The 23,354-nt window shown below is 53.6% G+C and carries 26 protein-coding genes; 14 read left to right on the top strand and 12 right to left on the bottom strand.

The window, feature by feature from the left end; translation table 11 throughout:
- The first annotated feature begins 59 nt into the window (after positions 1-59).
- Positions 60-314 (top strand): GlsB/YeaQ/YmgE family stress response membrane protein, encoded by a 255-nt coding sequence (locus tag QNN88_RS06625; RefSeq protein ID WP_414239506.1) that lies wholly within the window; start codon positions 60-62, stop codon positions 312-314.
- A 128-nt stretch (positions 315-442) separates the two neighbouring features.
- Here the strand turns inward: QNN88_RS06625 and QNN88_RS06620 are convergent, their stop codons facing one another.
- The gene (locus QNN88_RS06620) at positions 443-1,816 is read right to left on the bottom strand and encodes an MFS transporter (RefSeq protein WP_414239505.1); all 1,374 of its coding nucleotides are present in this window, start codon (positions 1,814-1,816) and stop codon (positions 443-445) included.
- A gap of 176 nt (positions 1,817-1,992) precedes the next feature.
- Here QNN88_RS06620 and kdgR point away from each other — a divergent pair, with 176 nt between their 5' ends.
- Entirely contained in the window at positions 1,993-2,784 is a 792-nt protein-coding gene (kdgR, locus tag QNN88_RS06615) for a DNA-binding transcriptional regulator KdgR (RefSeq protein WP_046481145.1), read from the top strand.
- 102 nt (positions 2,785-2,886) lie between these two features.
- Here kdgR and QNN88_RS06610 read toward each other — a convergent pair whose 3' ends face one another.
- Positions 2,887-3,126, bottom strand: a complete 240-nt coding sequence (locus QNN88_RS06610) for a YobH family protein (protein WP_414239504.1) — start codon at positions 3,124-3,126, stop codon at positions 2,887-2,889.
- Between the two features lie 160 nt (positions 3,127-3,286).
- On the opposite strand from QNN88_RS06610, the gene mgrB reads away from it, so the two are divergent.
- The 6 genes from mgrB (at position 3,287) to rlmA (ending at position 7,651) form a co-directional block, all read left to right on the top strand.
- Positions 3,287-3,430 (top strand): PhoP/PhoQ regulator MgrB, encoded by a 144-nt coding sequence (gene mgrB, locus QNN88_RS06605; RefSeq protein WP_042318479.1) that lies wholly within the window; start codon positions 3,287-3,289, stop codon positions 3,428-3,430.
- 74 nt (positions 3,431-3,504) lie between these two features.
- On the top strand, positions 3,505-3,792 hold the full coding sequence (locus QNN88_RS06600) for a YebO family protein (RefSeq protein WP_414239503.1): 288 nt from the start codon (positions 3,505-3,507) through the stop codon (positions 3,790-3,792).
- 655 nt (positions 3,793-4,447) lie between these two features.
- The gene (locus tag QNN88_RS06595; protein WP_043000402.1) at positions 4,448-4,591 is read left to right on the top strand and encodes a DUF2627 domain-containing protein; all 144 of its coding nucleotides are present in this window, start codon (positions 4,448-4,450) and stop codon (positions 4,589-4,591) included.
- A 12-nt stretch (positions 4,592-4,603) separates the two neighbouring features.
- Positions 4,604-4,813: a transcription antiterminator/RNA stability regulator CspE gene (gene cspE / locus QNN88_RS06590; RefSeq protein ID WP_001062678.1), complete on the top strand. Its 210-nt coding sequence runs from the start codon at positions 4,604-4,606 to the stop codon at positions 4,811-4,813.
- A gap of 219 nt (positions 4,814-5,032) precedes the next feature.
- On the top strand, positions 5,033-6,778 hold the full coding sequence (gene ftsI / locus QNN88_RS06585) for a peptidoglycan glycosyltransferase FtsI (protein ID WP_414239502.1): 1,746 nt from the start codon (positions 5,033-5,035) through the stop codon (positions 6,776-6,778).
- 63 nt (positions 6,779-6,841) lie between these two features.
- Positions 6,842-7,651 (top strand): 23S rRNA (guanine(745)-N(1))-methyltransferase, encoded by an 810-nt coding sequence (gene rlmA, locus QNN88_RS06580; protein WP_414239501.1) that lies wholly within the window; start codon positions 6,842-6,844, stop codon positions 7,649-7,651.
- Here rlmA and mntP read toward each other — a convergent pair.
- The 5 genes from mntP to manX all read right to left on the bottom strand — a co-directional run bounded on the left by mntP (position 7,648) and on the right by manX (position 12,004).
- Positions 7,648-8,214, bottom strand: a complete 567-nt coding sequence (mntP, locus tag QNN88_RS06575; protein WP_414239500.1) for a manganese efflux pump MntP — start codon at positions 8,212-8,214, stop codon at positions 7,648-7,650. The two genes, rlmA and mntP, sit on opposite strands and share 4 nt — an antisense overlap.
- A gap of 416 nt (positions 8,215-8,630) precedes the next feature.
- The gene (locus QNN88_RS06570) at positions 8,631-9,089 is read right to left on the bottom strand and encodes a DUF986 family protein (RefSeq protein WP_414239499.1); all 459 of its coding nucleotides are present in this window, start codon (positions 9,087-9,089) and stop codon (positions 8,631-8,633) included.
- Between the two features lie 223 nt (positions 9,090-9,312).
- Entirely contained in the window at positions 9,313-10,164 is an 852-nt protein-coding gene (locus QNN88_RS06565) for a PTS mannose transporter subunit IID (RefSeq protein WP_042318485.1), read from the bottom strand.
- 12 nt (positions 10,165-10,176) lie between these two features.
- The gene (gene manY / locus QNN88_RS06560; protein WP_012906092.1) at positions 10,177-10,977 is read right to left on the bottom strand and encodes a PTS mannose transporter subunit IIC; all 801 of its coding nucleotides are present in this window, start codon (positions 10,975-10,977) and stop codon (positions 10,177-10,179) included.
- A 58-nt stretch (positions 10,978-11,035) separates the two neighbouring features.
- Entirely contained in the window at positions 11,036-12,004 is a 969-nt protein-coding gene (manX, locus tag QNN88_RS06555; RefSeq protein ID WP_414239498.1) for a PTS mannose transporter subunit IIAB, read from the bottom strand.
- A 149-nt stretch (positions 12,005-12,153) separates the two neighbouring features.
- Here manX and QNN88_RS06550 point away from each other — a divergent pair, with 149 nt between their 5' ends.
- Complete coding sequence (locus QNN88_RS06550) at positions 12,154-12,459, top strand: protein YoaL (RefSeq protein ID WP_414239796.1); 306 nt, start codon at positions 12,154-12,156, stop codon at positions 12,457-12,459.
- Entirely contained in the window at positions 12,447-14,006 is a 1,560-nt protein-coding gene (gene yoaE, locus QNN88_RS06545; RefSeq protein WP_414239497.1) for a CNNM family cation transport protein YoaE, read from the top strand. The genes QNN88_RS06550 and yoaE overlap by 13 nt, the downstream gene beginning before the upstream one ends.
- 6 nt (positions 14,007-14,012) lie before the next feature.
- Here yoaE and QNN88_RS06540 read toward each other — a convergent pair whose 3' ends face one another.
- The 4 genes from QNN88_RS06540 to pabB form a co-directional block, all read right to left on the bottom strand.
- On the bottom strand, positions 14,013-15,611 hold the full coding sequence (locus tag QNN88_RS06540) for an EAL domain-containing protein (protein WP_414239496.1): 1,599 nt from the start codon (positions 15,609-15,611) through the stop codon (positions 14,013-14,015).
- A 150-nt stretch (positions 15,612-15,761) separates the two neighbouring features.
- Complete coding sequence (sdaA, locus tag QNN88_RS06535) at positions 15,762-17,126, bottom strand: L-serine ammonia-lyase (RefSeq protein WP_414239495.1); 1,365 nt, start codon at positions 17,124-17,126, stop codon at positions 15,762-15,764.
- Between the two features lie 185 nt (positions 17,127-17,311).
- Positions 17,312-17,890 (bottom strand): CoA pyrophosphatase, encoded by a 579-nt coding sequence (locus QNN88_RS06530; protein ID WP_414239494.1) that lies wholly within the window; start codon positions 17,888-17,890, stop codon positions 17,312-17,314.
- A gap of 3 nt (positions 17,891-17,893) precedes the next feature.
- Positions 17,894-19,255 (bottom strand): aminodeoxychorismate synthase component 1, encoded by a 1,362-nt coding sequence (gene pabB / locus QNN88_RS06525; protein ID WP_414239493.1) that lies wholly within the window; start codon positions 19,253-19,255, stop codon positions 17,894-17,896.
- A gap of 73 nt (positions 19,256-19,328) precedes the next feature.
- Between pabB and QNN88_RS06520 the strand changes: the two genes are divergently transcribed.
- Positions 19,329-19,508 (top strand): YoaH family protein, encoded by a 180-nt coding sequence (locus QNN88_RS06520; RefSeq protein WP_043000413.1) that lies wholly within the window; start codon positions 19,329-19,331, stop codon positions 19,506-19,508.
- 7 nt (positions 19,509-19,515) lie between these two features.
- Here QNN88_RS06520 and QNN88_RS06515 read toward each other — a convergent pair whose 3' ends face one another.
- The gene (locus QNN88_RS06515; RefSeq protein WP_414239492.1) at positions 19,516-19,860 is read right to left on the bottom strand and encodes a RidA family protein; all 345 of its coding nucleotides are present in this window, start codon (positions 19,858-19,860) and stop codon (positions 19,516-19,518) included.
- A 129-nt stretch (positions 19,861-19,989) separates the two neighbouring features.
- On the opposite strand from QNN88_RS06515, the gene QNN88_RS06510 reads away from it, so the two are divergent.
- Genes QNN88_RS06510 through QNN88_RS06500 form a run of 3 tightly spaced genes read left to right on the top strand, consistent with a single transcriptional unit; the run spans position 19,990 to position 23,294 of the window.
- Positions 19,990-21,900: an ATP-dependent DNA helicase gene (locus QNN88_RS06510; RefSeq protein ID WP_414239491.1), complete on the top strand. Its 1,911-nt coding sequence runs from the start codon at positions 19,990-19,992 to the stop codon at positions 21,898-21,900.
- A 57-nt stretch (positions 21,901-21,957) separates the two neighbouring features.
- Positions 21,958-22,653: a tRNA (adenosine(37)-N6)-threonylcarbamoyltransferase complex dimerization subunit type 1 TsaB gene (gene tsaB, locus QNN88_RS06505; protein WP_414239490.1), complete on the top strand. Its 696-nt coding sequence runs from the start codon at positions 21,958-21,960 to the stop codon at positions 22,651-22,653.
- A 59-nt stretch (positions 22,654-22,712) separates the two neighbouring features.
- A complete protein-coding gene (locus QNN88_RS06500) occupies positions 22,713-23,294 on the top strand; it encodes a Slp/YeaY family lipoprotein (RefSeq protein ID WP_414239489.1) in 582 nt (193 codons plus the stop codon).
- Positions 23,295-23,354 lie beyond the last annotated feature (60 nt).

Here is a 23,354-nt window from a genome sequence, read left to right as displayed (position 1 = left end):
CTTAACGGACAAGCGCAAGAATCTGTTGCGTATGGTTTCCCTGAAAAGAGGGTCTGAATATGGGAATTATTGCCTGGATTGTATTTGGTCTGATTGCCGGTGTTATCGCCAAATTGATCATGCCGGGGCGTGATGGCGGCGGCTTCATCCTGACCTGTATTCTCGGCATCGTGGGTGCTGTGGTGGGCGGGTGGCTGGCGACCATGTTTGGCATTGGCGGCACGATCAGTGGCTTTAATCTTCACAGCTTCCTGGTCGCCGTGGTCGGCGCCATTGTGGTGTTGCTGGTGTTCCGACTCGTGCGCCGTGATTAACAACCCGATTTCGGCGGGAGTAATGCCAGCCAGCTAAGCCGCGGGCTGGCAGTATTACCCGCTTCGCTCTATTCCTCAGAACGCTTACACAGCCACAGGGGCGGCATTACGTCCGCGGACGCGCTTTTTTACGCCTGCGCCCGGGGTTGCGTGATGCGTAGACCGCTCACTACCGCGGCCACGGTCGCCAGAATCCCTGCCGCCAGCAGAGAAACGTGCGTGCCGTTATCCCCAAACTGGTTCAACAGCAGTGCGACCAATGCTGCGCCTGAGCTTTGTCCCAGCAGACGGGCGGTTCCCAACATACCGCTGGCGCCACCGCTGCGTTCGCGCGGCGCAGAAGTAATGATCGTGTGGTTATTGGGGGATTGAAATAAGCCAAACCCGGCACCGCAAAGGATCATTGGCCAGATGATATTGAGATCGGAGGGTATAGCAGGTAGCAACACCAGAGCAAAAAGTCCGCTTGCCATCACCAGCAGGCCCAGCGCGCCCAGCAAACCGGCATGGACGCGTTCAATCAGATACCCGGCCAGCGGAGCCATAACCATCGTTGCCAGTGGCCAGGGAGTGAGTAGCAGTCCCGTTTCAACTTCGCTACGTCCCAGCACCGTTTGCAGATAGAAGGGAAGGGAGACCATCGCCAGCATCTGTGCGCAGAAGGAGCAGATTGACGTGCCTATCGACAGTGAAAATAGCGGAATACGCAGCAGGTCGATCGGCAATAACGGCACCGGTAATGAAAGTTGACGGCGGATAAAGAAGAAGCCCACCACGATCAGCGCCACCAGTTCAGCACCGACCAGCGTCAGGGACTGCCCCTGTGCAAAACCGCTCAGCGCGGTGATCAACAAACCAAACGTCAGTGCGTTCATCACGGCGCTGGGGATATCAAAACGTGGTTTATGGTTGCGCGAACCATTGGGAGGAAGAAAGCGCATGGCCAGAATCAACGCAATAACCCCTAACGGCACATTAATCAGAAACAGCCATTTCCAGGAAGAAATGGAGAGGATCGCCGCGGCAATGGTTGGGCCAGCGGCCGCAGAGACGGCGACGATAAAAGAATTGATGCCCATCCCACGCCCCAGATGGCGCTGAGGATAAATCAGACGGATTAAGGCGGTGTTGACGCTCATCAGCGCCGCGCCGCCAAACCCTTGCACAACGCGCGCCATCGTCAACATCTGTAGCGAGTCCGCGAGTGCGCAAAACAGTGAGGCCAACAAAAAAACCACCAGTCCGCATTTGTAGATGCGTCGATAGCCAAACATATCGCCCAGAAATGATAGAGACAGTAATGAGACGACAATGGCTATCTGATAGGCGTTGACGACCCAGATTGAGCTGGCAGCCGAGGCGTGCAAATCAGTGGCTATGGTGGGGAGCGCCACGTTGGCAATGGCACCGTCCAGCACCGCCATCGAAATACCGATAACGATGGTTAAAATTGCGCCATATCGCTGCGGAAGCGGCAGACCGTCGGTCTGGGATTTATTCATATGATTGATGGTTTTTGCGAAGAATATGATCAGGGTAGTGATTTTAGCATTGATATTCAGGCGTTATATCGCAGATTTGTAACGAAGTAAGCAAAGATGGATTGCGGGCGCCATGCCATGAAATTATAATAAAAAATCGTTCTGATTTTTATAAAACACTCGTAATGAGGTGATAGATGGCTAACGCAGATCTGGATAAACAGCCTGATTCTGTATCTTCCGTGCTGAAAGTTTTTGGCATTCTGCAGGCGCTGGGTGAAGAGCGCGAAATAGGGATTACCGAGTTATCACAACGCGTCATGATGTCAAAAAGCACCGTTTATCGCTTTTTACAGACCATGAAAACACTGGGATATGTGTCACAGGAAGGGGAGTCTGAGAAATATTCTCTGACGCTGAAGCTGTTTGAACTGGGCGCTCGCGCGCTACAGAATGTTGACCTTATCCGCAGTGCGGACATCCAGATGCGCGAACTCTCTCGTCTGACGAAAGAGACGGTGCACCTCGGCGCGCTGGACGAAGACAGCATCGTTTACATTCATAAGATTGATTCGATGTACAATCTGCGCATGTATTCTCGTGTTGGCCGCCGTAACCCGCTCTACAGCACCGCGATTGGTAAAGTGTTGCTGGCCTGGCGCGATCGTGATGAAGTGAAACAGATTCTGGATGGCGTCGAATACAAACGCAGTACCGGGCGTACTATCACCACCACGGAGGCATTGCTGCCGGTGCTGGATAAAGTCCGCGAACAGGGTTATGGCGAAGATAACGAAGAACAAGAAGAAGGTTTACGCTGTATTGGCGTACCGGTATTCGATCGTTTCGGCGTGGTGATTGCCGGTCTGAGTATCTCGTTCCCGACGCTGCGTTTTTCCGAAGAAAACCTGCATGACTACGTATCGATGCTGCATACTGCGGCGCGCAAAATTTCAGAACAGATGGGTTACAACCATTATCCGTTCTGATGACGTCATGGGATCGACAGTAAAAGAAACGGCCGGCATTTTCGCCGGCCGCTTTAATCCTGCTTAAGAAAACCGTATAGCGCTGATCGCGTTGTCGGGATATTAACCGTTATCAACGACCACGGTACTCTTACGCAATATCGGACAATCCGTTAACCCGATGATGCCGCTATCGGTATGAACATATTGCGCAGTTGCTGTGCCTCGCGCGGTGAGATACTTGCATTGCAAACCCAGTCCGGCCGCATTCTCCTGACTGCCTATCAGAACACCATACCCACTGAGTAATAATCCAATCCAGACAAGCGCAAACAATACGATAGCGCGAACAATCAAACGCATTATGACCTCTTTTCTTCTATAAGTTAGACTGAGCTTAGCGCTTACGCTCACTGATACAAGTAAATGATTCTTAAAAAAACGCGAATGTCTACTGTAGTTAGCCCTGGTTTAAGATACGCATGATAATTTGGTGGCATAAGATGTTGATGCGGAGAGTGGAGTGAAAAAGTTTCGATGGATAATCCTGGTCGTGGTGGTGCTCGTGTGCCTGCTGTTGTGGGCCCAGGTGTTCAACATTATGTGTGACCAGGATGTACAGTTTTTCAGCGGAATTTGCGCCATCAATAAATTTATCCCCTGGTGAGATGATTTTTTCATCCGTTGATTTCCTTCCTGTGGCGCGGTGGTAAAATGGCGCGTCTACATTGAGGTGGTGAAATGAACGAAGTAGTGAATTCCGGCGTGCTTAATTTTGCGTCGTTGATTGTATCGGTGGGGGTTCTGGTTATTGGGCTGGTGCTGTGGTTCTTTATCAACCGTGCGAGCTCGCGAACCAATGAGCAGATTGAGCTGCTTGAAGCGTTGTTAGACCAGCAGAAGCGACAAAATGCATTATTGCGTCGTCTCTGTGAAGCGAACGAGCCGGAAAAAGTGGCTGGGGTGTCGGCTGAGGCCAATAACCCGCAAGAGGATGAGGATATCATCCGTCTGGTCGCAGAACGTTAATCTCCTTGTCAACAGGAAGCGAATGGGCTGGCGCCTCGCCGGTCTTTGCTTCCTGTTTTGTTATCCTGCACGCTATTAGTGCAGTCGCCTGTCGCTTCGCTATATCCGTTCCTTCTTATCCATTGCGCGGGTTATTGTCTGCACACACTTAATTATATTTATCCATACGTTATAAATGTGATCTTCTCCGTTTTGTGAGAATGATCGGTTTTATAATAAGCGAAACGTTTCTTTCCCTATTTTTGTGCATTGTCATCATTCTTTCATTAAATGAGTGCATAAGAACAGTGGATATCAAGATGGAGCGAAATGCGGCGTTATTATGATACCGGGTCATTTTGCGTTGAAACAAATTAGGCATAACAAAGCAGAATTTGTGATAACGGTAGATCGCCACATTTTGTCATCGCGACTACCTGGAATTCGCGAGCTTATTGAGCTATGGTTGAAAAGTCCCCGCTGCGTTGCGGGTCTGACACGGGTTCAGCACGGGCGCGGGAATATATCGGTTTAGAATTGACGCATAACTATGCTGATGTTCTGTATCGACTGGCGAGATTTGTGCGACCGATCGAGACACGTTTAAAAATGGCTTGCCATAATTAACGTTGTATGTGATAACACGTTTTGGGTTAAACGAGGTACAGTTCTGTTTATGTGTGGCATTTTCAGTAAAGAAGTCCTGAGTAAACACGTTGTCGTTGAATACCGCTTCTCTGCCGAACCTTATATTAGTGCCTCAAGCAGTAATGTCTCAGTTTTATCTATGTTATGCCTGCGGGCGAAGAAAACACTCTAAGGAATTTTGCAAATGGCAAAGATTAAAGGTCAAGTTAAGTGGTTCAACGAGTCTAAAGGTTTTGGCTTTATTACTCCGGCTGATGGCAGCAAAGACGTGTTCGTACACTTCTCCGCTATCCAGGGTAATGGCTTCAAAACTCTGGCTGAAGGCCAGAACGTTGAGTTCGAAATTCAGGACGGCCAGAAAGGTCCGGCTGCTGTTAACGTAACAGCTATCTGATCGACACCACTGATTTGAAGCGCATCTGCGCATCAACCTCAGATTTAAAGCCTCGCTGATGCGGGGCTTTTTCATTCATCTTCCTTCAAAGTATGTCTGAATGCCTCCTTCGTTAGCGCTTTGTTGCAAAGCCGTGATGTTATTAGCATAGTTTTCACCGCTTTTCCGCCGTTATTCCCGTTAAATCAGTCACCTGAATATCATTTTTCCGGAGAACAGGTGAAAAAGAAAAGTGATGGTACGGTGCGAAGTTTCACACCGCTACGCTTTGCACTACTTTGTATCGCCATACTGCTGAGTCTGGGGTTACTCCTGGGACGCGTCGCATGGTTGCAGATTGTCGAACCCGATCGCCTGGTCAGGCAAGAAGATATGCGCTCATTGCGTGAAGTTACCATAGCATCGCCGCGGGGAATGATCACTGACCGACAGGGGCGGCCACTGGCGGTCAGTGTACCGGTAAATGCGGTCTGGGCTGACCCCAAAACGCTGTTGAGCAAAGGGGGCGTTGGCGTCAACGAACGCTGGCAGGCGCTGGCGAATACGCTGCATCTTTCGCTCACGACCCTGGCGGCACGCGTTAACCACAATCCGTCGGCACGGTTTATCTATCTTGCACGCCAGGTCTCTGCGCAACAGGCAAAATGGATCGATAAGCTGGATCTGCCAGGGATTAACCTGCGCGAAGAGTCCCGGCGGTTTTATCCGGCAGGGCATGTCGCGGCGAATCTGATTGGCTTCACGAATATTGATGGGCAGGGTATCGAAGGGGTTGAGAAAAGCTTTAACGCCCAGTTAACGGGAAAGCCAGGTTCTCGACTGGTGCGCAAGGATAAATTCGGTCACGTGATTGAAAACATCACGGAAGTGAATCCTGTGCCGGCACATCAACTACAACTTAGCATCGATGAGCGCCTGCAGACGGTCACCGAGGATGCGCTGGACAACGCGGTTAGCTGGAACAAAGCGGAGTCCGGCGCTGCTGTGCTGGTAGACGTTGCCACCGGCGAGATTTTATCGATGGCCAGTTACCCTGATTTTAATCCAAACAACCGCGAGGGGGCGGGGCTTGATGATTTTCGCAATCGTGCGATTAGCGACACCTTTGAGCCGGGTTCGACGGTGAAACCGCTGGTTGTTATGACGGCGTTAGAGCAGGGGATTGTCCAGCCAGATAGCGTGATCGACACGCATCCGTTTTTCCTCGACGGGCATCGCATTCGCGACGTAGGCTTTTACCCGGAACTGACGCTGACCGGTATTTTGCAAAAATCGAGCGACACCGGGGTTTCGCATCTCTCATTAGCGATGCCCATCCAGCGATTAGTGGATACGTATCAACGGTTTGGCTTCGGACAGCCCACAGGTCTGGGACTGACCGGCGAGAGCCAGGGGCTAATGCCACAGCGTCGCTACTGGAGCGACCTGGATCGCGCAACCTTTGCCTTCGGCTATGGCCTGATGGTGACGCCGCTGCAACTGGCGCACGTCTATGCCACGATTGGCAGTTTTGGCCTGTATCGTCCGCTCTCAATTACGCGTATCGATCCGCCCGTCATTGGCAAGCGTGTGATGTCGGAAGCGCTGGTCAGACAGGTAGAACATATGATGGAAAGCGTTGCACTGCCGGGTGGCGGCGGGACGAAGGCGGCGGTCCGGGATTATCGCGTGGCGGTTAAAACCGGGACGGCGAAGAAAATCGGCGATGACGGGAAATATGTGGACAAATATGTGGCTTACACCGCAGGAGTGGCACCGGCAAGCAACCCGAAGTTTGCGCTGGTGGTGGTGATCAACGATCCGCAAAACGGGGCCTATTACGGCGGCGCGGTGTCGGCACCGGTTTTTAGCCAGATAATGGGCGATGTGCTGCGACTGGAAAACGTTAAACCAGATGGCATGTCCGCCGACTCCCGTCATCTGCTGGTGATGCAGGGCAATCCACAGACATTCCACATGCGCTAAGTGATTCTCCCAGGGCGTAAATCGCGTTACACTTGCGGCCTGAATTTACCTGCCGGAGTTGTTATGTCGTTTTCCTGCCCACTTTGTCACCAACCCCTTGCGCACGTAACGAACAGCTTTGTCTGTCCGCAGCGGCATCAGTTTGATGTGGCTAAAGAAGGCTACGTCAACCTGTTGCCGGTGCAGCATAAACGTTCGCGCGACCCGGGTGACAGCGCGGAGATGATGCAGGCGCGGCGTGCGTTTCTGGATGCCGGACACTATCAGCCATTGCGTGACGCCATCGTTGAACACCTTTCCACACGCCTCGACGCGTCGGCGACCTCGATTCTCGACATCGGTTGTGGGGAAGGGTATTACACGCATGCTTTTGCTGATGCGCTGCCGACGGCGACTACCTATGGGCTGGATGTGGCGAAGGTTGCGATTAAAGCGGCGGCCAGACGCTATCCGCAGGTGACATTCTGCGTCGCCTCGAGTCATCGTCTACCGTTTGCGGATGCCTGCCTGGACGCGGTTGTGCGGATTTACGCGCCGTGTAAAGCTCAAGAGCTGGCGCGCGTGGTTAAGCCGGGCGGTTGGGTAATCACGGCAACGCCGGGACCGCGGCATTTAATGGAGTTGAAAGGGCTGATTTACGACGAGATCCGGCTCCATGCGCCGCATACAGAGCAACTGGAAGGCTTCACCCTACAGGAAGACATCACGCTGGCATACCCGATGGGCCTGAGCGGGAAGGAAGCGGTGGCGTTATTGCAGATGACGCCGTTTGCCTGGCGGGCGAAGCCGGCGGTCTGGGAACAACTGGCGAGTAGAGAAACGTTTGACTGCCAGACGGATTTTCGACTTCACCTCTGGCAGCGTGCGGATTAACCGTGAAAGTGCGTCCAGAGGATTTGGACGCCGATACCGATCAGTACCACCCCACCGAGGATTTCAGCGCGTTTGCCAAGCAGCGGGCCAATGAAGCGACCGACCATCATCCCCAGTGTGGACATGATCAGCGTGGCACAACCGATAGCTAATGCGGTAGCGATAATGTTGACCTGCAGGAATGCCAGCCCTACGCCGACCGCCATAGCATCGAGGCTGGTGGCGATGGCGGTAGTGACCAGTAACCAAAAACCGTGACGGCGCAATGGTTCGTTGTCTTCATCATCCGCGCCGCGCAATCCCTCAATAATCATACGCCCACCCAGAAAGACCAACAGAATGAAGGCAATCCAGTGATTCCATTCCAGCACGAATTTGCTGGCTAACATCCCCAGCGCCCAGCCGATCAGCGGCGTCAACGTTTCGACTGCGCCGAAAATCAAACCTGTGCGCAACGCTTCAGAGAATTTAGGTTTATGCAGGGTGGCGCCTTTGCCAATTGATGCCGCGAAAGCATCCATCGACATGCCAAAAGCGAGAATAATGGTGGCGGTGATATTCATAGCAGCGTCCTGACCGGGGTTTCCATAAAACACACCACTGCCCCCAGTAAACATGCGCACCTGAACTTGCGTTCATATGGTATGCATAGCAGTTGATGTGCCTATGGTCTCGCCTGACTGAAAGGGATTTCAGTCCGTACGTGCCACGTTTTGCAACGAGTATGTTGACACGTACATTTCCGGAGTCTGGAAATCGGCTACTCCCCAAATGACGGCGCAACCTTAACATATTTTGAGAATATAAAACAACTGCGGAGAAATATTATTTGACTCCTTACTGAAAACGATTTTCATTTAGGTTTGTGGGTTGCCAGAACGTTAAAATAAATAACTTTACTGTGGCTGGGTTATAGCCTTAGCTATGTTTTTAATTGTATTTAAATCGTGAAAAACAAAGCACAGGCTATGTTACTAACTCACTGAGATGAAACAAGAAGCTTATATATCTTTTCCAGATCGTCGATATTTCGTACGCGAATAAGCAGGCGCCGTTGTTCTAATTGCATCACCAGAACACCATCTTCCGATAAATTCATCTCTTTAATACGGTTATATTCTATCCAGACGTTGGCGAAGAAAAATCCATCCTGTTTGAAGAGGATCTTAGGAACCCTAATCCAGAAAATATAAAACCCCATCAACGCCAGTGCACATAATAGCCAGGTAGTTATGATCGCCCCATGGCTGGTGACATTGTTATAGATAAGGATCGCGATGAGGCCGATGAAAATGACGCTGTCGACGCGGCTTCGACGCAGCAGGGGGATGGCAAGCAGTGTCGGGCCATTGCGGCGTGGCATGATGAACTGATCGTAAATGGCGTAAGCCAGTAACGCGGTAATAAAGAAAACCAGCACCAGGTCCGTGATAGTCATTAATCCTTGTTCCTCCAGATAAAAAACGGGGCCTTATAGGCCCCGGGAGAGTGATGACAAACTTCATCCCGATACCGGGCAAGCAGAGATCACCTAATTAAAAACCAGGAAAATCAATTTATTGATTTTCGGCTGATAACCACAAAGAAGGAAAAACCACGTTTTTTCCTTCTTTGTAAGCAGTATGACGGGGCCTTACAGGCCCCGGTAGTGTACTACAGTCTTACAGACCTAACAGGCCAACCGCGTAACCCGCGATACCGATGACGAAGAAGCCAACGATAATCCACAGCGGGTTCACTTTCTTACGCAGCAACCACATACAGGCGAAGGTAAGGAGCAACGGAACCAGACCCGGCATCAACTGGTCGAGAATGGTCTGTACGGTGGTGACACGTGTCTGACCATCCTGACCGGTGATGGTTGAAACCACCAGTGGGATGTTCACGTGTGTCCACTTGTTCACCAACGCCCCCATGACAAACAGGCCGAGGATTGACGCCCCCTCAGTCAGTTTCTGCAGGAAGCCGCCGCCCATATCCTTAACGATATCGACACCTTTACGGTAACCGTAGGCAACACCGTAGTAGCGGGTCAGCAGACGGACGGCGTTGAACAGGATGAAGAACAGCAGTGGGCCGAGCAGGCTGCCGCTCATCGCGATACCCGCACCTAACGCGGCGAATACCGGACGCACAGTCCCCCAGAAAATCGGGTCGCCCACACCTGCCAGCGGACCCATCAGACCGACTTTGATACCGTTGATGGCACCATCGTCAATCTCTGCGCCGTTAGCACGCTGTTCTTCCATCGCCAGGGTTACGCCGAGAACCGGTGCCGCAACGTACGGATGGGTGTTAAAGAATTCCAGGTGACGCTTAATGGCTTGCTTACGCGCATCGTTGTTCTCTGGGTACAAGCGACGAATCGCCGGTACCATGGAGAAGCAAAAACCCAGCGCCTGCATACGTTCGAAGTTCCATGAACCCTGAAACAGGTTAGAACGAATGAACACGCCACGAATGTCACTCTGTGTGAGTTTTTTCTCAGTGGTAGTTTTAGTCATATCAACCATTTCGCTCACCTGTTAGTCCAGTTCGTTATCGAGGTCGTTATTACCAGCAGCCTGCGCTGGTGCACCTGCCACGCGGTTATATTTCGGGCTCAGTTGGATGTAGAGGATGGCCATTACTGCACCAATCACACCCAGAGCAACCAGGTTGAAGTTAGTAAATGCGGCGGTCACGAAGCCAAGGTAGAAGAACGGCATCAGGTAGCCTGCACGCATCATGTTGATAACCATCGCGTAACCGACCACAACGATCATGCCACCGGCGATGTTCAGACCGCCAGTTACCACTTCCGGAATCGCATTCAGCATGCTCTGAACTTCGCTGGTGCCGACGGAAATCGCAACAATAACGGCCGGGATAGCGATACGCATCGCCTGCAGGAACAGGGAGGAGACATGCAGCCAGGAGAGCGCTGTCAGGTTACCGTTTTCCGCCGCTTTATCCGCCGCGTGCTGGAATGCCACGGTGATAGTACGAACGATAATGGTCAGAACCTGGCCTGCCGCCGCCAGCGGAATCGCCAGCGCGATACCGGCACCGATGCTTTGGTGGCCTGCGATAACCAGAACGGTAGAGATAATGGACGCCAGTGCGGCATCAGGTGCAACGGCTGCACCGATGTTCATCCAGCCCAGAGCGATCATTTCCAGGGTACCACCGATGATAATACCGGTTTTCATATCCCCGAGAACGGCGCCAATCAGCGTACAGGCCACCAGTGGGCGGTGGAACTGAAATTCATCGAGTACCGACTCCATACCCGCGATACATGCGACGATGAACACCAGCACAATCTGAAGAGTGGTAATCTCCATTGTACTTCTCCTATTGCTATAACAGCCTTAAGTGTGAAAGCTCATTCAATGCCAGGGGTTACTTGCCCACTTTGGCAATCAAATCCATCATTTTCAGTTTCTGATCGGTTGACACTTTACGCGCCTCAAGCTCAATACCGCGGGCATTGAGTTTGTTAAAGGCCTCGATGTCCTTCTCATCGACAGAGATGGCGTTGTTGACCTGCGTTTTACCCTGACGGTAAGCCATACCGCCAATGTTCACCGAAGTGATTTTCACGCCGCCTTCGACAATGCGCTCAACATCGGTCGGGTTAGTGAACAGCAGCATCACACGTTCGCCAGCATATTTCGGGTTGTTGTAGACGCGAATCATCTTGGCGACATCGACCACGTGAGCGGTTACGCCAGGAGGCGCTACCTGCGTCAACAGCGTCTTACGCACGTTGTCTGCGGCCACTTCATCGCTGACCACGATAATGCGGGTCACATTGGTTTCTTTAGTCCAGCGGGTAGCCACCTGACCGTGGATTAAACGGTCATCGATACGCGCAAGACCGATTTTCATGTAATCGTTCGGTCCCATTGGTTTCGCCGGAGATGCGGCTTTGGGGGTAGCTGCGACAGGGGCAGGAGCCGCTTTTTCAGCCGGTTTCGCTTTCAGCGCCTTCACGCCTTCGCGACCGGTTTCAACGGCCAGCGCTACCAACTCATCGAAGCTCGGGTTATCGTCACGCGCCATCAGCGTTTCGACCAGCATGGGGATGTTGACTCCAGCAATCACTTCATACTGTTCTTTATCGACGACAATGCGGCTGGCAGCGTTGAACGGACTGCCTCCCCAGGTATCAACGAGAAACAGCACGCCTTTACTGGTATCGAGTTTTGCTAACTGAGCGTTGTACTTTTCAATCAGCGTTTCAGCATTCTCGCCGGGCACGAAATCGATCCAGCCGACGTTCTCCTGCTCGCCTAACAGCATTTCTGCTGTCTTGAGTAACTGCTCTGCAGCCCAACCATGTGTGCCTATAACAATAGCAATGGTCACTTGCTACCTCCTTTATTATCGTTAACACATCAACGTGAGAGATGTATTTGAATCGCCGTCCGCAACAGAATCGATTCAGATAAGGGTTACAATGAAAAACATATGATGTCCGTGAATTATTTTAGATATCGAAAAAAATATTTTATGTGATGAAGATCCGTAATTTAGCTTTCGCCAATGAGAAATTTCGTAGAGTAAAATATCCCTGTTACAACTCTTTGCAAAGGAAGGTAAATCTTTGCCAAAAACCCGTTGCCTCTGTTATGTTTACGTTCTGTTTAACTTACCAGGAGTATAGGGCACTAGCCCGCTGTATGGATCGTCACCGACGTCATTTCATCTTAAGGTCGCATCGCGCCTGCCAGTCTGGCATGTCTTGCCACACGTTTTGTCTGCACTGTGTTTCATCGCCTGTTAACCATTCCTTAAGCAGGAGCTTGTCATGGAATTCTTAATGGACCCCTCGATTTGGGCGGGTTTGCTCACGCTTGTTGTCCTGGAAATTGTTCTGGGTATCGATAACCTGGTTTTTATTGCGATTCTTGCGGATAAGCTGCCGCCAAAGCAGCGTGACAAAGCGCGCCTGATTGGTTTATCCCTGGCGCTCGTTATGCGTCTGGCCCTGCTGTCCATTATTTCGTGGATGGTCACCCTGACTAAACCGCTGTTCAGCGTCATGGATTTCACCTTCTCCGGTCGTGATTTGATCATGCTGCTGGGAGGGATCTTCCTGTTATTTAAAGCCACTACCGAACTACATGAACGGCTGGAAAACCGTGAACATGACGCCGGGCACGGTAAAGGGTATGCCAGCTTCTGGGTCGTTGTGACGCAGATTGTGATTCTGGATGCGGTGTTCTCGCTGGATGCGGTAATTACGGCCGTCGGCATGGTAAACCATCTGCCTGTGATGATGGCGGCGGTAGTCATTGCGATGGCGGTAATGCTGTTAGCGTCCAAGCCGCTGACACGGTTCGTCAACCAACATCCGACGGTGGTGGTGCTCTGTCTGAGCTTCCTGCTGATGATTGGTCTGAGCCTGGTCGCCGAAGGTTTTGGTTTCCATATTCCGAAGGGTTACCTGTACGCCGCGATTGGCTTCTCGATAATCATCGAAGTGTTTAACCAGATTGCGCGTCGTAATTTTATTCGCCATCAGTCAACGCTGCCGCTGCGTGCGCGTACGGCTGATGCGATCCTGCGTCTGATGGGCGGAAAACGTCAGGCTGTGGTTCAGCAGGAAAGCGACAGCCAGACGGCGATACCGATCCCGGAAGGGGCATTTGCGGAAGAAGAACGTTATATGATTAATGGTGTTCTGACGCTGGCACAGCGCTCGCTGCGCGGCATTATGACACCGCGAGGCGAAATCAGTTGGGTGGATGCCAGTCTGAGTGTTGATGAGATCCGCGAGCAACTGCTCTCCTCGCCGCACAGCCTGTTCCCGGTGTGTCGTGGCGAACTGGATGAGATCATCGGTATCGTGCGCGCAAAAGAGCTGCTGGTGGCGCTGGAAGAGGGCGTTGACGTGGCGGCTATCGCGTCGGCATCACCGGCCATCGTGGTGCCGGAAACGCTGGATCCTATCAACCTGCTGGGTGTTCTGCGTCGCGCGCGCGGTAGCTTTGTTATTGTCACCAACGAGTTCGGGGTGGTGCAGGGGCTGGTTACGCCGCTGGATGTGCTTGAAGCCATTGCCGGTGAGTTCCCGGATGCTGATGAAACCCCGGAAATTACCGTTGACGGCGATGGCTGGTTAGTCAAAGGCGGCACCGATCTGCATGCCCTGCAACAGGCGCTGGCGGTGGATAACCTGGTTGATGAAGATGAAGACATCGCCACGGTGGCGGGACTGGTGATTGCAGCGAATGGGCACATTCCCCGCACGGGTGATGTGATTGAGGTTCCTCCGCTGAGCATTACCATTGTCGACGCCAATGATTACCGCGTGGATTTGGTCCGAATTGTTAAAGAGCAACCTGCGCAAGACGAAGAGGAGTAATCTCCTCTAGCGCAAGGGTATAACGGGCGTCATGCGTCCGTCATGCCTGGGCGGCGGCGGGCAACTGCCCGCCAGCCACTGCGGAAAGTCGCGCAGCGGCATGGGTTTCGCAAATAAAAATCCCTGCAGTAAATCCACACCGTGGCGGCGCAGATACTGCGCCTGCTCTTGTGTCTCAACCCCCTCCGCAACCAGTTCGATATGCAGACGCTGTCCGAGCGCGATGATGATGTCGGTCACCGTCGAGTTGACCGCATCAGTGCCAATTGCGTTAGTAAATGACTTATCAATTTTCAGAATGTCAGGACGCAGCTTTTCCAGCCATGACAGCGAACTGTTGCCGGTACCAAAATCATCGATCGCCAGCTTGATATTTTGCTGTTGTAACTCACGCACGACACGATAATCGACCTCCCGCAACGCATCCCGCTCGGTAAGTTCAATCACCAGTTGCTGAATGGGCTGCTGACTGAACCAGTACTGGTCGAGATCTTTCAGTAACTCACCCCGCTGAAAATGGCTGGCGGCGACATTAATGCCAATATGAAACTGACTACTCATGGGGAAAAAGTGACGTTGTCGAAGGGTCTCTGCTATCACGTAGCGCGTCAGGGGTGCGATTTGATGCTGCTCCTCGGCAATCGGAATAAACACGTCCGGTGAAATCCACCCCTGACGAGGGTTATTCCAGCGCAGCAGGATTTCCACTCCCATACATTGTTTAGTCTGTGCGTTCAGCAGCGGCTGGCAAAACAGCTCAAATTCGCGCTGTGCCAGGGCGAGATTAATCTCCCAGGAAAAACTCATTCGGTTAGCGGTGGCCAGCCACGCCAGATATCCCACCAACAGACTGAGCATCAATGCCAGCGGCAATTGCGCAGGCAGCGCTTTGAGCGCCAGTGTGTCTGCATCAGGTCCGGTAACGCTAATGGTAAAAGGATAATGTTGCGAGGCGAGCTGATAGCGTTGTTCATCGTTGAGCGCGGGCAGCGTTTCGACCACGCCTTTCCCGTAAATCAAATGTCGGTTGCCGACCGTTAGGCTGGCACCGGTAATCAGCGGCTTACGCGGTTCCAGCAGCATCCTGGTAAGCAGATCGATATTGACAACTTCCAGTATACCGTCCTTACCGTCAGGAGTGGCCGGGTACCACTGGATAAGAATCGGACTGCCTTTAATCAGCAGCGGATCGGTGGACAACAGCAGTCGCGCATTCACAGTGGGGAGCTCTGGCTGAAGCTGATGAACCGGGATATTGCGATAACCAAAAACGCTTGAACAGTAGAGTATGCCGCGCTGGATAAGGGCAATTGCGCGTACCGTTTGCAGCCTGGCGGCCTGTTTTCGCAAAGGAAGATGCGTAACCGAACAGGGAAGACCAATCAGCGGTAACAGAATTTCGCGGCCATTTTGCAACGGGCGCAACGCTTCATCGAGCGTGGCAACGGCCCTGGAGGCAAAGGAAACCGTGTAATGATGATTTAAATTGCGCTGTGAAATAAATCGGAAGCCCAGGGTAAGGATGAGCGTCATTAGCGCGCAAAGTACGCAGAGGATAAAACGTTTGCGACGATATTTTTTAATGATCCGTTGTGCTGTCTGCATGCGGGCCGCCTGATAACCGTCAGCCACAAAAGCCAACCGTAACAGAGCAAGTGTAGTGGGGAAACGGCGAGCAGACGAGAAAGGAGGCAAAATTTCGCCCATCCGTTGCAGATGGGCGAAGAAAAGCATTAGTGTGGCCAGGTCACTTATTTAGTCACACTGAACTTTGATCGCCAGACCGCCGCGCGAAGTTTCGCGGTATTTGGCGTTCATATCCTTACCGGTTTCGTACATCGTTTCGATGACTTTATCCAGTGACACGCGCGGTGCGCTGGTACGACGCATCGCCATCCGCGCGGCATTGATCGCTTTTACAGAGGCAATCGCATTACGTTCAATGCACGGAACCTGCACCTGACCGGCAACCGGGTCGCAGGTCAGTCCCAGGTTATGCTCCATGCCAATTTCAGCCGCGATGCACACCTGTTCCGGGCTTGCGCCCAGCAGTTCTGCAAGACCCGCCGCCGCCATTGAACAGGCCACGCCGACTTCGCCCTGACAGCCAACTTCCGCACCCGAAATCGAGGCATTCATTTTATATAACGCACCGATGGCGCCCGCGGCCAGGAAGTAACGGGTATAGATATCCGGGCTGACGGATTCGATAAAGTGATCGTAGTACGCCAGTACGGCGGGCACGATACCGCACGCGCCGTTAGTGGGCGCAGTGACCACCCGGCCACCGGCGGCGTTCTCTTCGTTGACCGCGAGGGCGAACATATTCACCCAGTCGATCACGTTCATTGGGTCGCTAGAGAGCTTATCGCTGGAAACCAGCATCCGACGCAGCGCAGAGGCGCGACGGGGGACGCGCAGCGGACCCGGTAACACGCCTTCGGTATTCATACCGCGATCGATACACGCCTGCATGGTCTGCCAGACGTGACCGAAATATTCTTCAATCTCTTTTTTGTCGTGCAAGGCCAGTTCGTTTTGCATCGCCAGCCCGGAAAGGGACAGGCCGGTACTGTTGCAGTATTCCAGCAACTCGGTTGCGGATTTGAACGGATAAGGGACACTCACCTCATTCGCTGCATCCTGGCCGAAGTGCTCTTCATCGACGATAAAACCACCGCCGATGGAGTAGTAGGTTTTGCTGTAAACAACGGCATCACCGTTATACGCATGGATCTGCATGCCGTTTTCGTGCAGCGGCAGGTTGCCGTTATGAAAACGCATGCCGTCATTGTGCGGGAAATCGACCTCATGCTGACCATGTGCCAGCAGCAGGCGACCGCGCGTTTCTACGTCGCGAATGAAGCCCGGGATACTGTCAATATCCACGGTGGCTGGCTCATTGCCTGCCAGACCCATAATAATGGCGATATCGGTGTGGTGACCTTTACCCGTGAGCGACAGTGAACCATACACGTCAACGGCAACACGAGTAACGCTGTCCAGTAATCCTTTTTCGACCAGGTCATCGACGAACTGTTTACCCGCCTTCATAGGCCCTACAGTATGGGAAGATGAGGGACCAATCCCCACCTTAAACATGTCGAATAGACTAATCACGATAATACTCCTGACAGGGTGACTGGAAACTTCCAGAAACGATGTAATAACTGCGCATAGTGTAAGAGGGAACGCGGGGATCGGCTTAACTATTCACATGAATTAAACTAATGAGTAACCGCGTTTTTACTAATGTTGTGACGGGAGTTTCAGGTTGTGTCTGTTGCGCGTAAAGATAAGTATAGTCAGGGCTTCACGCCAATTTGTAGCGCCAGTTCACGAATAATTCCAGCGGTCATGCCCCAGACGAAATAATGCTCATACCAGGAAAGCCACACGCGATGGGAATCACCGCGACGCCACACATCCAGCGGGTGATAGCGGCCTAAATGCAGCGCCTGCGCCAGCGGCATTTCAAAAACAGCAGACACTTCGTCTTCGCTGGCGCGGTAAGGCAGATTTGGCGGGATAATGCCAACCACCGGTGTAACCTGGAAGCCGGTCACGCTGTCAACCGGCGGTAGTACGCCGATCACCTCAACGGCCTCGGGCGGGATCGCCACCTCTTCTTCGGCTTCACGCAGCGCGGCGGCGATGAGCGAGGCGTCTGTACTGTCAACGGCGCCGCCGGGAAAGGCCACCTGTCCGGCGTGCTTGCGTAAATGCACCGAACGCTGGGTCAACAGCAGTCCAGGTTGTGGTCGGCGAACCACGGGAATGAGCACGGCGGCCTGGCGCAGATTCAGCGACTCACGGTTAATTTGCGGGCGCAAAAGCTGGAAACGCGATAAAAAATCATCCAGCGTCAGACTCTTGTTTTCCACGTCTCAGTTCTCCAGTTGTTGCAGGATACGATTAACTTTATCAAAGGTTTCCTGATATTCCGCCTGCTCCTCGCTATCCGCCACAATACCGCCACCTGCGGAACAGTACAATTGACCGTCGACGGCAGTCAGAGTACGGATGGTAATGCTGGTATCCATATTGCCGCAGACGCTCAGATACCCGATGCTGCCACACCAGGCGCTGCGCCGATGGGGCTCCAGTTCATCAATAATTTCCATCGCACGCACTTTCGGCGCACCGGTAATCGATCCGCCCGGAAACGCGGCGCGAAGCAGGTCGCAGGCATGCCGTGTGGGTGGCAAGCGCGCAGTCACGGTGCTGACCAGATGATGCACCGCCGGGAAGGGTTCAACCACAAACAGCTCCGGCACTTTCACGGAACCAGGTAGCGCCACACGACCAATGTCGTTGCGCATCAGATCGACAATCATTAAATTTTCAGCCCGGTCTTTCGGCGAGTTCGCCAGTTTCTGCGCCTGTTCCCGGTCCGCCGCGTCCTGTGGGAGTCGCGGCAGGGTGCCTTTAATCGGGCGAGTCTGAATGTCGCCGTCCGCCAGCAGAATAAACCGTTCTGGCGACAGGCTCAGAATAGCGCCTTCTTCCAGGCGTAAAAAGGCGCTGAACGGGGCGCGGTTCGCCTGATTGAGCCGCTCGAAGGCCAGCCACTCATCGCCCTGATAAGACGCCTGAAAACGCTGGGCCAGATTGACCTGGTAGCAGTCGCCACTGTGCAGATACGCCTGCACCTGGCGGAATTTCTCGCCATATTGCCCACGCGTCATATTTGAGCGCCAGTCGGTGGTTAATCTGAACGGTACTCGCGCAGGGGATTGCTGGCTTTCCAGCCAGGCGAGTCTGGCCTGGGCATCTGTGTGGCTGAGCAGGCTCACGGTCTGGTGCTGATGATCGACAATCAGCGCCCAGTCGTAGAGGCCCACCGCCATGTCCGCCAGCACGATATCCTGCCGGGCATGGCTCGGCAAGGATTCGAAGCGGCGTCCCAGATCGTAGCCAAATAACCCCAGCGCACCGCCCTGGAATGGTAAATCGGCGTTCACTGGCGGCTGAAGATTCAGCGCCATCAAGGCGTTTTGCACTACGGCCAGCGGATCGTCGTGAGTGGACCGGCTGCCCTGAGCATCGCAAATCTGCGTGGTTTCGCCATACGTTTTCACGGTGCAAAGCGGATCGGCGACCACAATGTCAAAACGGCTGTACGGGTGATCCGCATGACCGGAATGTAGCAGCATCGCCCACGGCAGATGGCTTAATGATGCAAAGTAGTGTTCTGCGGCGTCGTGACGCCAGGGGAGCGTAATAATCGCGGGAGATAACGTCTTCATTGATCCTGACTGTACTGGCTATGTTGCGGGTAGCATGAAATAATTAGCGCAAACAATTTAGCAGGAGTTAACGATGTTTGCAGGTTTACCTTCACTCAGTCACGAACAGCAGCAAAAAGCGGTCGAACGTATTCAGGAACTGATGTCCCAGGGAATGAGCAGCGGTCAGGCGATTGCGCTGGTGGCAGAAGAGTTGCGCGCCACCCATACCGGCGAGCGGATTGTGGCGCGTTTTGAAGACGAAGACGAATAGCGCGGGCTTATACCGCCGCGATAATCTTAATTTCCACTTTGTATTTCGGGTTCATTAACCCAGCCTGAACGGTACAACGCACCGGCGCATGGCCCGCGACAACCCAGGCGTCCCAGGCTTTGTTCATCGCCGCAAAATCGCTTTTATCGGCAAGAAAAATGGTGGCATCCAGAATACGAGACTTGTTGCTGCCTTGCTGTTCCAGCGCGGCATCAATTTGCGCCAGCGTGTTGGCGGTCTGCTCGAATGCATCGGCATCAAGGTTTGCCGGCACGCCGGTGTAGTAAAGCGTGTTGTTGTGGATCACGACGTCAGACCAGCGATCTTCAGCATCGATACGGATGATAGTCATAAAGCCTTCCTCTTTAACGTTTGGCGTAAAATGGCAAGACTGCCATATTGTCAGGGCGTCGTCACCTCTTCAACTGGCGTAAGCCGCTGCAGCCTGACATAATCCCTGTTCAAATCAACAGGGGGTAGTGTGACGGACGATTTTGCACCAGAGGGCCAACTGGCTAAAGCGATACCGGGATTTAAACCGCGCGAACCGCAGCGGCAGATGGCAGTGGCCGTCGCTCAGGCCATAAAAAAAGCACAGCCTCTGGTGGTCGAAGCCGGAACGGGAACCGGGAAAACCTACGCCTATCTGGCACCGGCGCTACGCGCCAAAAAGAAAGTCATCATCTCAACGGGCTCTAAGGCGCTGCAGGATCAGCTTTACAGCCGCGATCTGCCGACGGTGGCGAAAGCGCTGAAGTACACCGGACGGCTGGCGCTGTTAAAAGGGCGGTCAAACTATTTATGCCTCGAGCGCCTCGAACAGCAGGCGCTGGCGGGCGGCGATCTGCCCGTTCAGACCTTAAGCGATGTTATCCTGTTACGTTCGTGGTCGAATCAGACCGAAGATGGCGACATCAGCACCTGTGTCAGCGTAGCGGAAGATTCCCAGGCCTGGCCGCTGGTCACCAGCACAAACGACAACTGCCTCGGCAGTGACTGCCCGCTGTATAAAGACTGTTTTGTGGTGAAAGCGCGAAAAAAAGCCATGGATGCCGATGTCGTGGTGGTCAACCATCATCTGTTTCTGGCGGATATGGTGGTCAAAGAGAGCGGATTCGGCGAACTGATCCCGGAGGCAGAGGTGATGATTTTCGACGAAGCCCATCAGTTGCCGGACCTTGCCAGCCAGTATTTTGGTCAGTCGCTTTCCAGCCGCCAGTTGATGGATTTGGCAAAAGACATCACCATTGCCTATCGTACCGAGCTGAAAGATACCCAACAATTGCAGAAATGCGCCGACCGTCTGGCGCAAAGCGCGCAGGATTTCCGTCTGCAACTGGGCGAGCCGGGATATCGCGGCAACCTGCGTGAACTGCTGGCCGACCAGCGAGTGCAGCGCGCTTTTTTACTGCTCGATGATACGCTGGAGCTGTGTTACGACGTGGCGAAACTGTCACTCGGACGTTCGGCATTGCTCGATGCCGCCTTTGAACGTGCCACGCTCTATCGCGCCCGTCTCAAGCGGCTGAAAGAGATCAACCAGCCTGGCTACAGCTACTGGTATGAATGTACCTCGCGTAATTTCACCCTTGCCCTGACGCCGCTGACGGTGGCGGATAAATTCAAAGAGGTGATGGAACAAAAGCCCGGAAGCTGGATTTTCACCTCCGCGACGCTGTCGGTGAATGATGATTTGCACCACTTTACGGCGCGTCTGGGGATTGAACAGGCGGAATCGATGTTGCTGCCGAGTCCGTTTGATTACACCCGTCAGGCGTTGCTCTGTGTGCCGCGAAATCTGCCACAAACCAACCAGCCGGGCGCGGCACGACAACTGGCAGCAATGTTAAGACCGATCATCGAAGCGAATAACGGGCGCTGCTTTATGCTTTGCACCTCGCATGCGATGATGCGCGACCTGGCGGAGCAATTTCGTGCCACCATGACGCTGCCGGTATTACTGCAGGGCGAAACCAGCAAAGGTCAGCTTTTGCAGCAGTTCGTCAGCGCGGGCAATGCCCTGCTGGTGGCAACCAGTAGCTTCTGGGAAGGGGTGGACGTACGCGGCGATACGCTTTCGTTGGTGATTATCGACAAGCTGCCGTTTACCTCGCCAGACGATCCGCTACTGAAGGCGCGGATGGAAGACTGCCGTTTACGCGGCGGCGACCCGTTTGACGAGGTGCAGTTGCCCGATGCGGTCATTACGCTTAAACAGGGTGTCGGCCGTTTGATCCGTGATGCCGATGACCGTGGCGTACTGGTGATTTGTGACAACCGCCTGGTGATGCGGCCTTACGGTGCGACGTTTCTTGCCAGCTTGCCACCTGCGCCGCGCACCCGGGATATCGCCCGTGCCGTGCGATTCCTGGCGATACCGACAGCCGAGTAATTTGTGACTGAGTATGTTAAGATGCGGGCCATTTTCTTGATCTAAGCACGAAAACTCATGCGAATTCTGGCTATCGATACCGCCACAGAAGCCTGTTCTGTGGCGCTGTGGAACGACGGTACTCTCTCAGCTCATTTTGAGCTTTGCCCACGAGAACATACTCAACGCATCCTGCCGATGGTGCAGGATATCCTTGCCGCCAGCGGCGCCTCCCTGACAGAACTTGATGCACTGGCCTACGGTCGTGGACCGGGCAGTTTTACCGGTGTGCGTATTGGCATTGGTATTGCGCAGGGACTGGCGTTAGGCGCAGACCTGCCGATGCTGGGCGTCTCCACGCTGGCGACGATGGCGCAGGGCGCCTGGCGTAAAACCGGCGCGACCCGCGTTCTGGCGGCCATTGATGCGCGAATGGGGGAAGTTTACTGGGCCGAGTATCAGCGCGACGATAACGGCGTCTGGCACGGTGAAGAGACCGAGGCCGTGTTAAAACCTGAGCAGGTAACCGGGCGTTTGCAACAGCTTTCTGGCGAATGGGTGACCGTAGGAACCGGATGGCCCGCCTGGCCTGAACTCGGCAAAGAGAGCGGACTGGCGCTGCGCGACGGGGACGTCCTGCTGCCCGCCGCGGAAGATATGCTGCCGATCGCCTGCCAGATGTTGGCTGACGGCAAAACCGTCACGGTCGAGCAGGCAGAACCGGTTTATTTACGTAACAATGTGGCCTGGAAGAAACTTCCCGGAAAAGAGTGAATCTCAGTAGTATGACCTGTAAAAGATCGGGTCAGACGTTTGAGAGAAGGAGTCGCAGTATGGCGGTTCAAAAACAAGTTGTGAAAGGCTTGCTCGCGGGCGCCATCGCCCTCATGTTAAGCGGGTGCGTTACGGTTCCGGATGCGATTAAGGGCTCCAGTCCCGCGCCGCAGGACGATCTGGTGCGGGTGATGAATGCCCCGCAGCTGTATGTCGGACAGGAAGCGCGCTTTGGCGGTAAAGTGGTGGAGATTCAAAACCAGCAGGGCAAAACCCGTCTGGAAATTGCCACTGTTCCGTTGGATAGCGGCGCGCGACCGATTCTGGGCGAACCGTCGCGTGGCCGTATTTACGCCAGTGTGAACGGGTTCCTCGATCCCGTCGATTTCCGCGGTCAACTGGTCACCGTCGTTGGGCCGATTACCGGAACTGTCGACGGTAAAGTGGGCAGCACGCCATACAAATTCATGACGATGGACGTGACGGGCTATAAACGCTGGCGTCTTGCCCAGCAGGTGGTGATGCCACCGCAGCCGATCGACCCGTGGTTCTACGGCGGGAGAGGGTGGCCATACGGCTACGGCGGCTGGGGATGGTATAACCCAGGCCCGGCACAGGTTCAAACGATAGTCACAGAGTAACCCTTTGTATTATCAGTAAAAGAAACAGCGGCTGGTCCGCTGTTTCTGCATTAGTCATGT

The organism is Citrobacter sp. ANG330 (assembly GCF_047467925.1).
GTDB lineage: Bacteria > Pseudomonadota > Gammaproteobacteria > Enterobacterales > Enterobacteriaceae > Citrobacter_A > Citrobacter_A amalonaticus_G.
This window is presented reverse-complemented; position numbering and strand designations above follow the sequence as displayed.

Bases quoted from the DNA above. Each gene is read 5' to 3' on its own strand.
- QNN88_RS06625 (WP_414239506.1), top strand. From the start codon at position 60: ATGGGAATTATTGCCTGGATTGTATTTGGTCTGATTGCCGGTGTTATC.
- QNN88_RS06620 (WP_414239505.1), bottom strand. From the start codon at position 1,816: ATGAATAAATCCCAGACCGACGGTCTGCCGCTTCCGCAGCGATATGGC.
- kdgR (WP_046481145.1), top strand. From the start codon at position 1,993: ATGGCTAACGCAGATCTGGATAAACAGCCTGATTCTGTATCTTCCGTG.
- QNN88_RS06610 (WP_414239504.1), bottom strand. From the start codon at position 3,126: ATGCGTTTGATTGTTCGCGCTATCGTATTGTTTGCGCTTGTCTGGATT.
- QNN88_RS06600 (WP_414239503.1), top strand. From the start codon at position 3,505: ATGAACGAAGTAGTGAATTCCGGCGTGCTTAATTTTGCGTCGTTGATT.
- QNN88_RS06595 (WP_043000402.1), top strand. From the start codon at position 4,448: ATGTGTGGCATTTTCAGTAAAGAAGTCCTGAGTAAACACGTTGTCGTT.
- cspE (WP_001062678.1), top strand. From the start codon at position 4,604: ATGGCAAAGATTAAAGGTCAAGTTAAGTGGTTCAACGAGTCTAAAGGT.
- rlmA (WP_414239501.1), top strand. From the start codon at position 6,842: ATGTCGTTTTCCTGCCCACTTTGTCACCAACCCCTTGCGCACGTAACG.
- mntP (WP_414239500.1), bottom strand. From the start codon at position 8,214: ATGAATATCACCGCCACCATTATTCTCGCTTTTGGCATGTCGATGGAT.
- QNN88_RS06570 (WP_414239499.1), bottom strand. From the start codon at position 9,089: ATGACTATCACGGACCTGGTGCTGGTTTTCTTTATTACCGCGTTACTG.
- QNN88_RS06565 (WP_042318485.1), bottom strand. From the start codon at position 10,164: ATGGTTGATATGACTAAAACTACCACTGAGAAAAAACTCACACAGAGT.
- manY (WP_012906092.1), bottom strand. From the start codon at position 10,977: ATGGAGATTACCACTCTTCAGATTGTGCTGGTGTTCATCGTCGCATGT.
- QNN88_RS06550 (WP_414239796.1), top strand. From the start codon at position 12,154: ATGAAGATCCGTAATTTAGCTTTCGCCAATGAGAAATTTCGTAGAGTA.
- yoaE (WP_414239497.1), top strand. From the start codon at position 12,447: ATGGAATTCTTAATGGACCCCTCGATTTGGGCGGGTTTGCTCACGCTT.
- QNN88_RS06540 (WP_414239496.1), bottom strand. From the start codon at position 15,611: ATGCAGACAGCACAACGGATCATTAAAAAATATCGTCGCAAACGTTTT.
- pabB (WP_414239493.1), bottom strand. From the start codon at position 19,255: ATGAAGACGTTATCTCCCGCGATTATTACGCTCCCCTGGCGTCACGAC.
- QNN88_RS06520 (WP_043000413.1), top strand. From the start codon at position 19,329: ATGTTTGCAGGTTTACCTTCACTCAGTCACGAACAGCAGCAAAAAGCG.
- QNN88_RS06515 (WP_414239492.1), bottom strand. From the start codon at position 19,860: ATGACTATCATCCGTATCGATGCTGAAGATCGCTGGTCTGACGTCGTG.
- tsaB (WP_414239490.1), top strand. From the start codon at position 21,958: ATGCGAATTCTGGCTATCGATACCGCCACAGAAGCCTGTTCTGTGGCG.
- QNN88_RS06500 (WP_414239489.1), top strand. From the start codon at position 22,713: ATGGCGGTTCAAAAACAAGTTGTGAAAGGCTTGCTCGCGGGCGCCATC.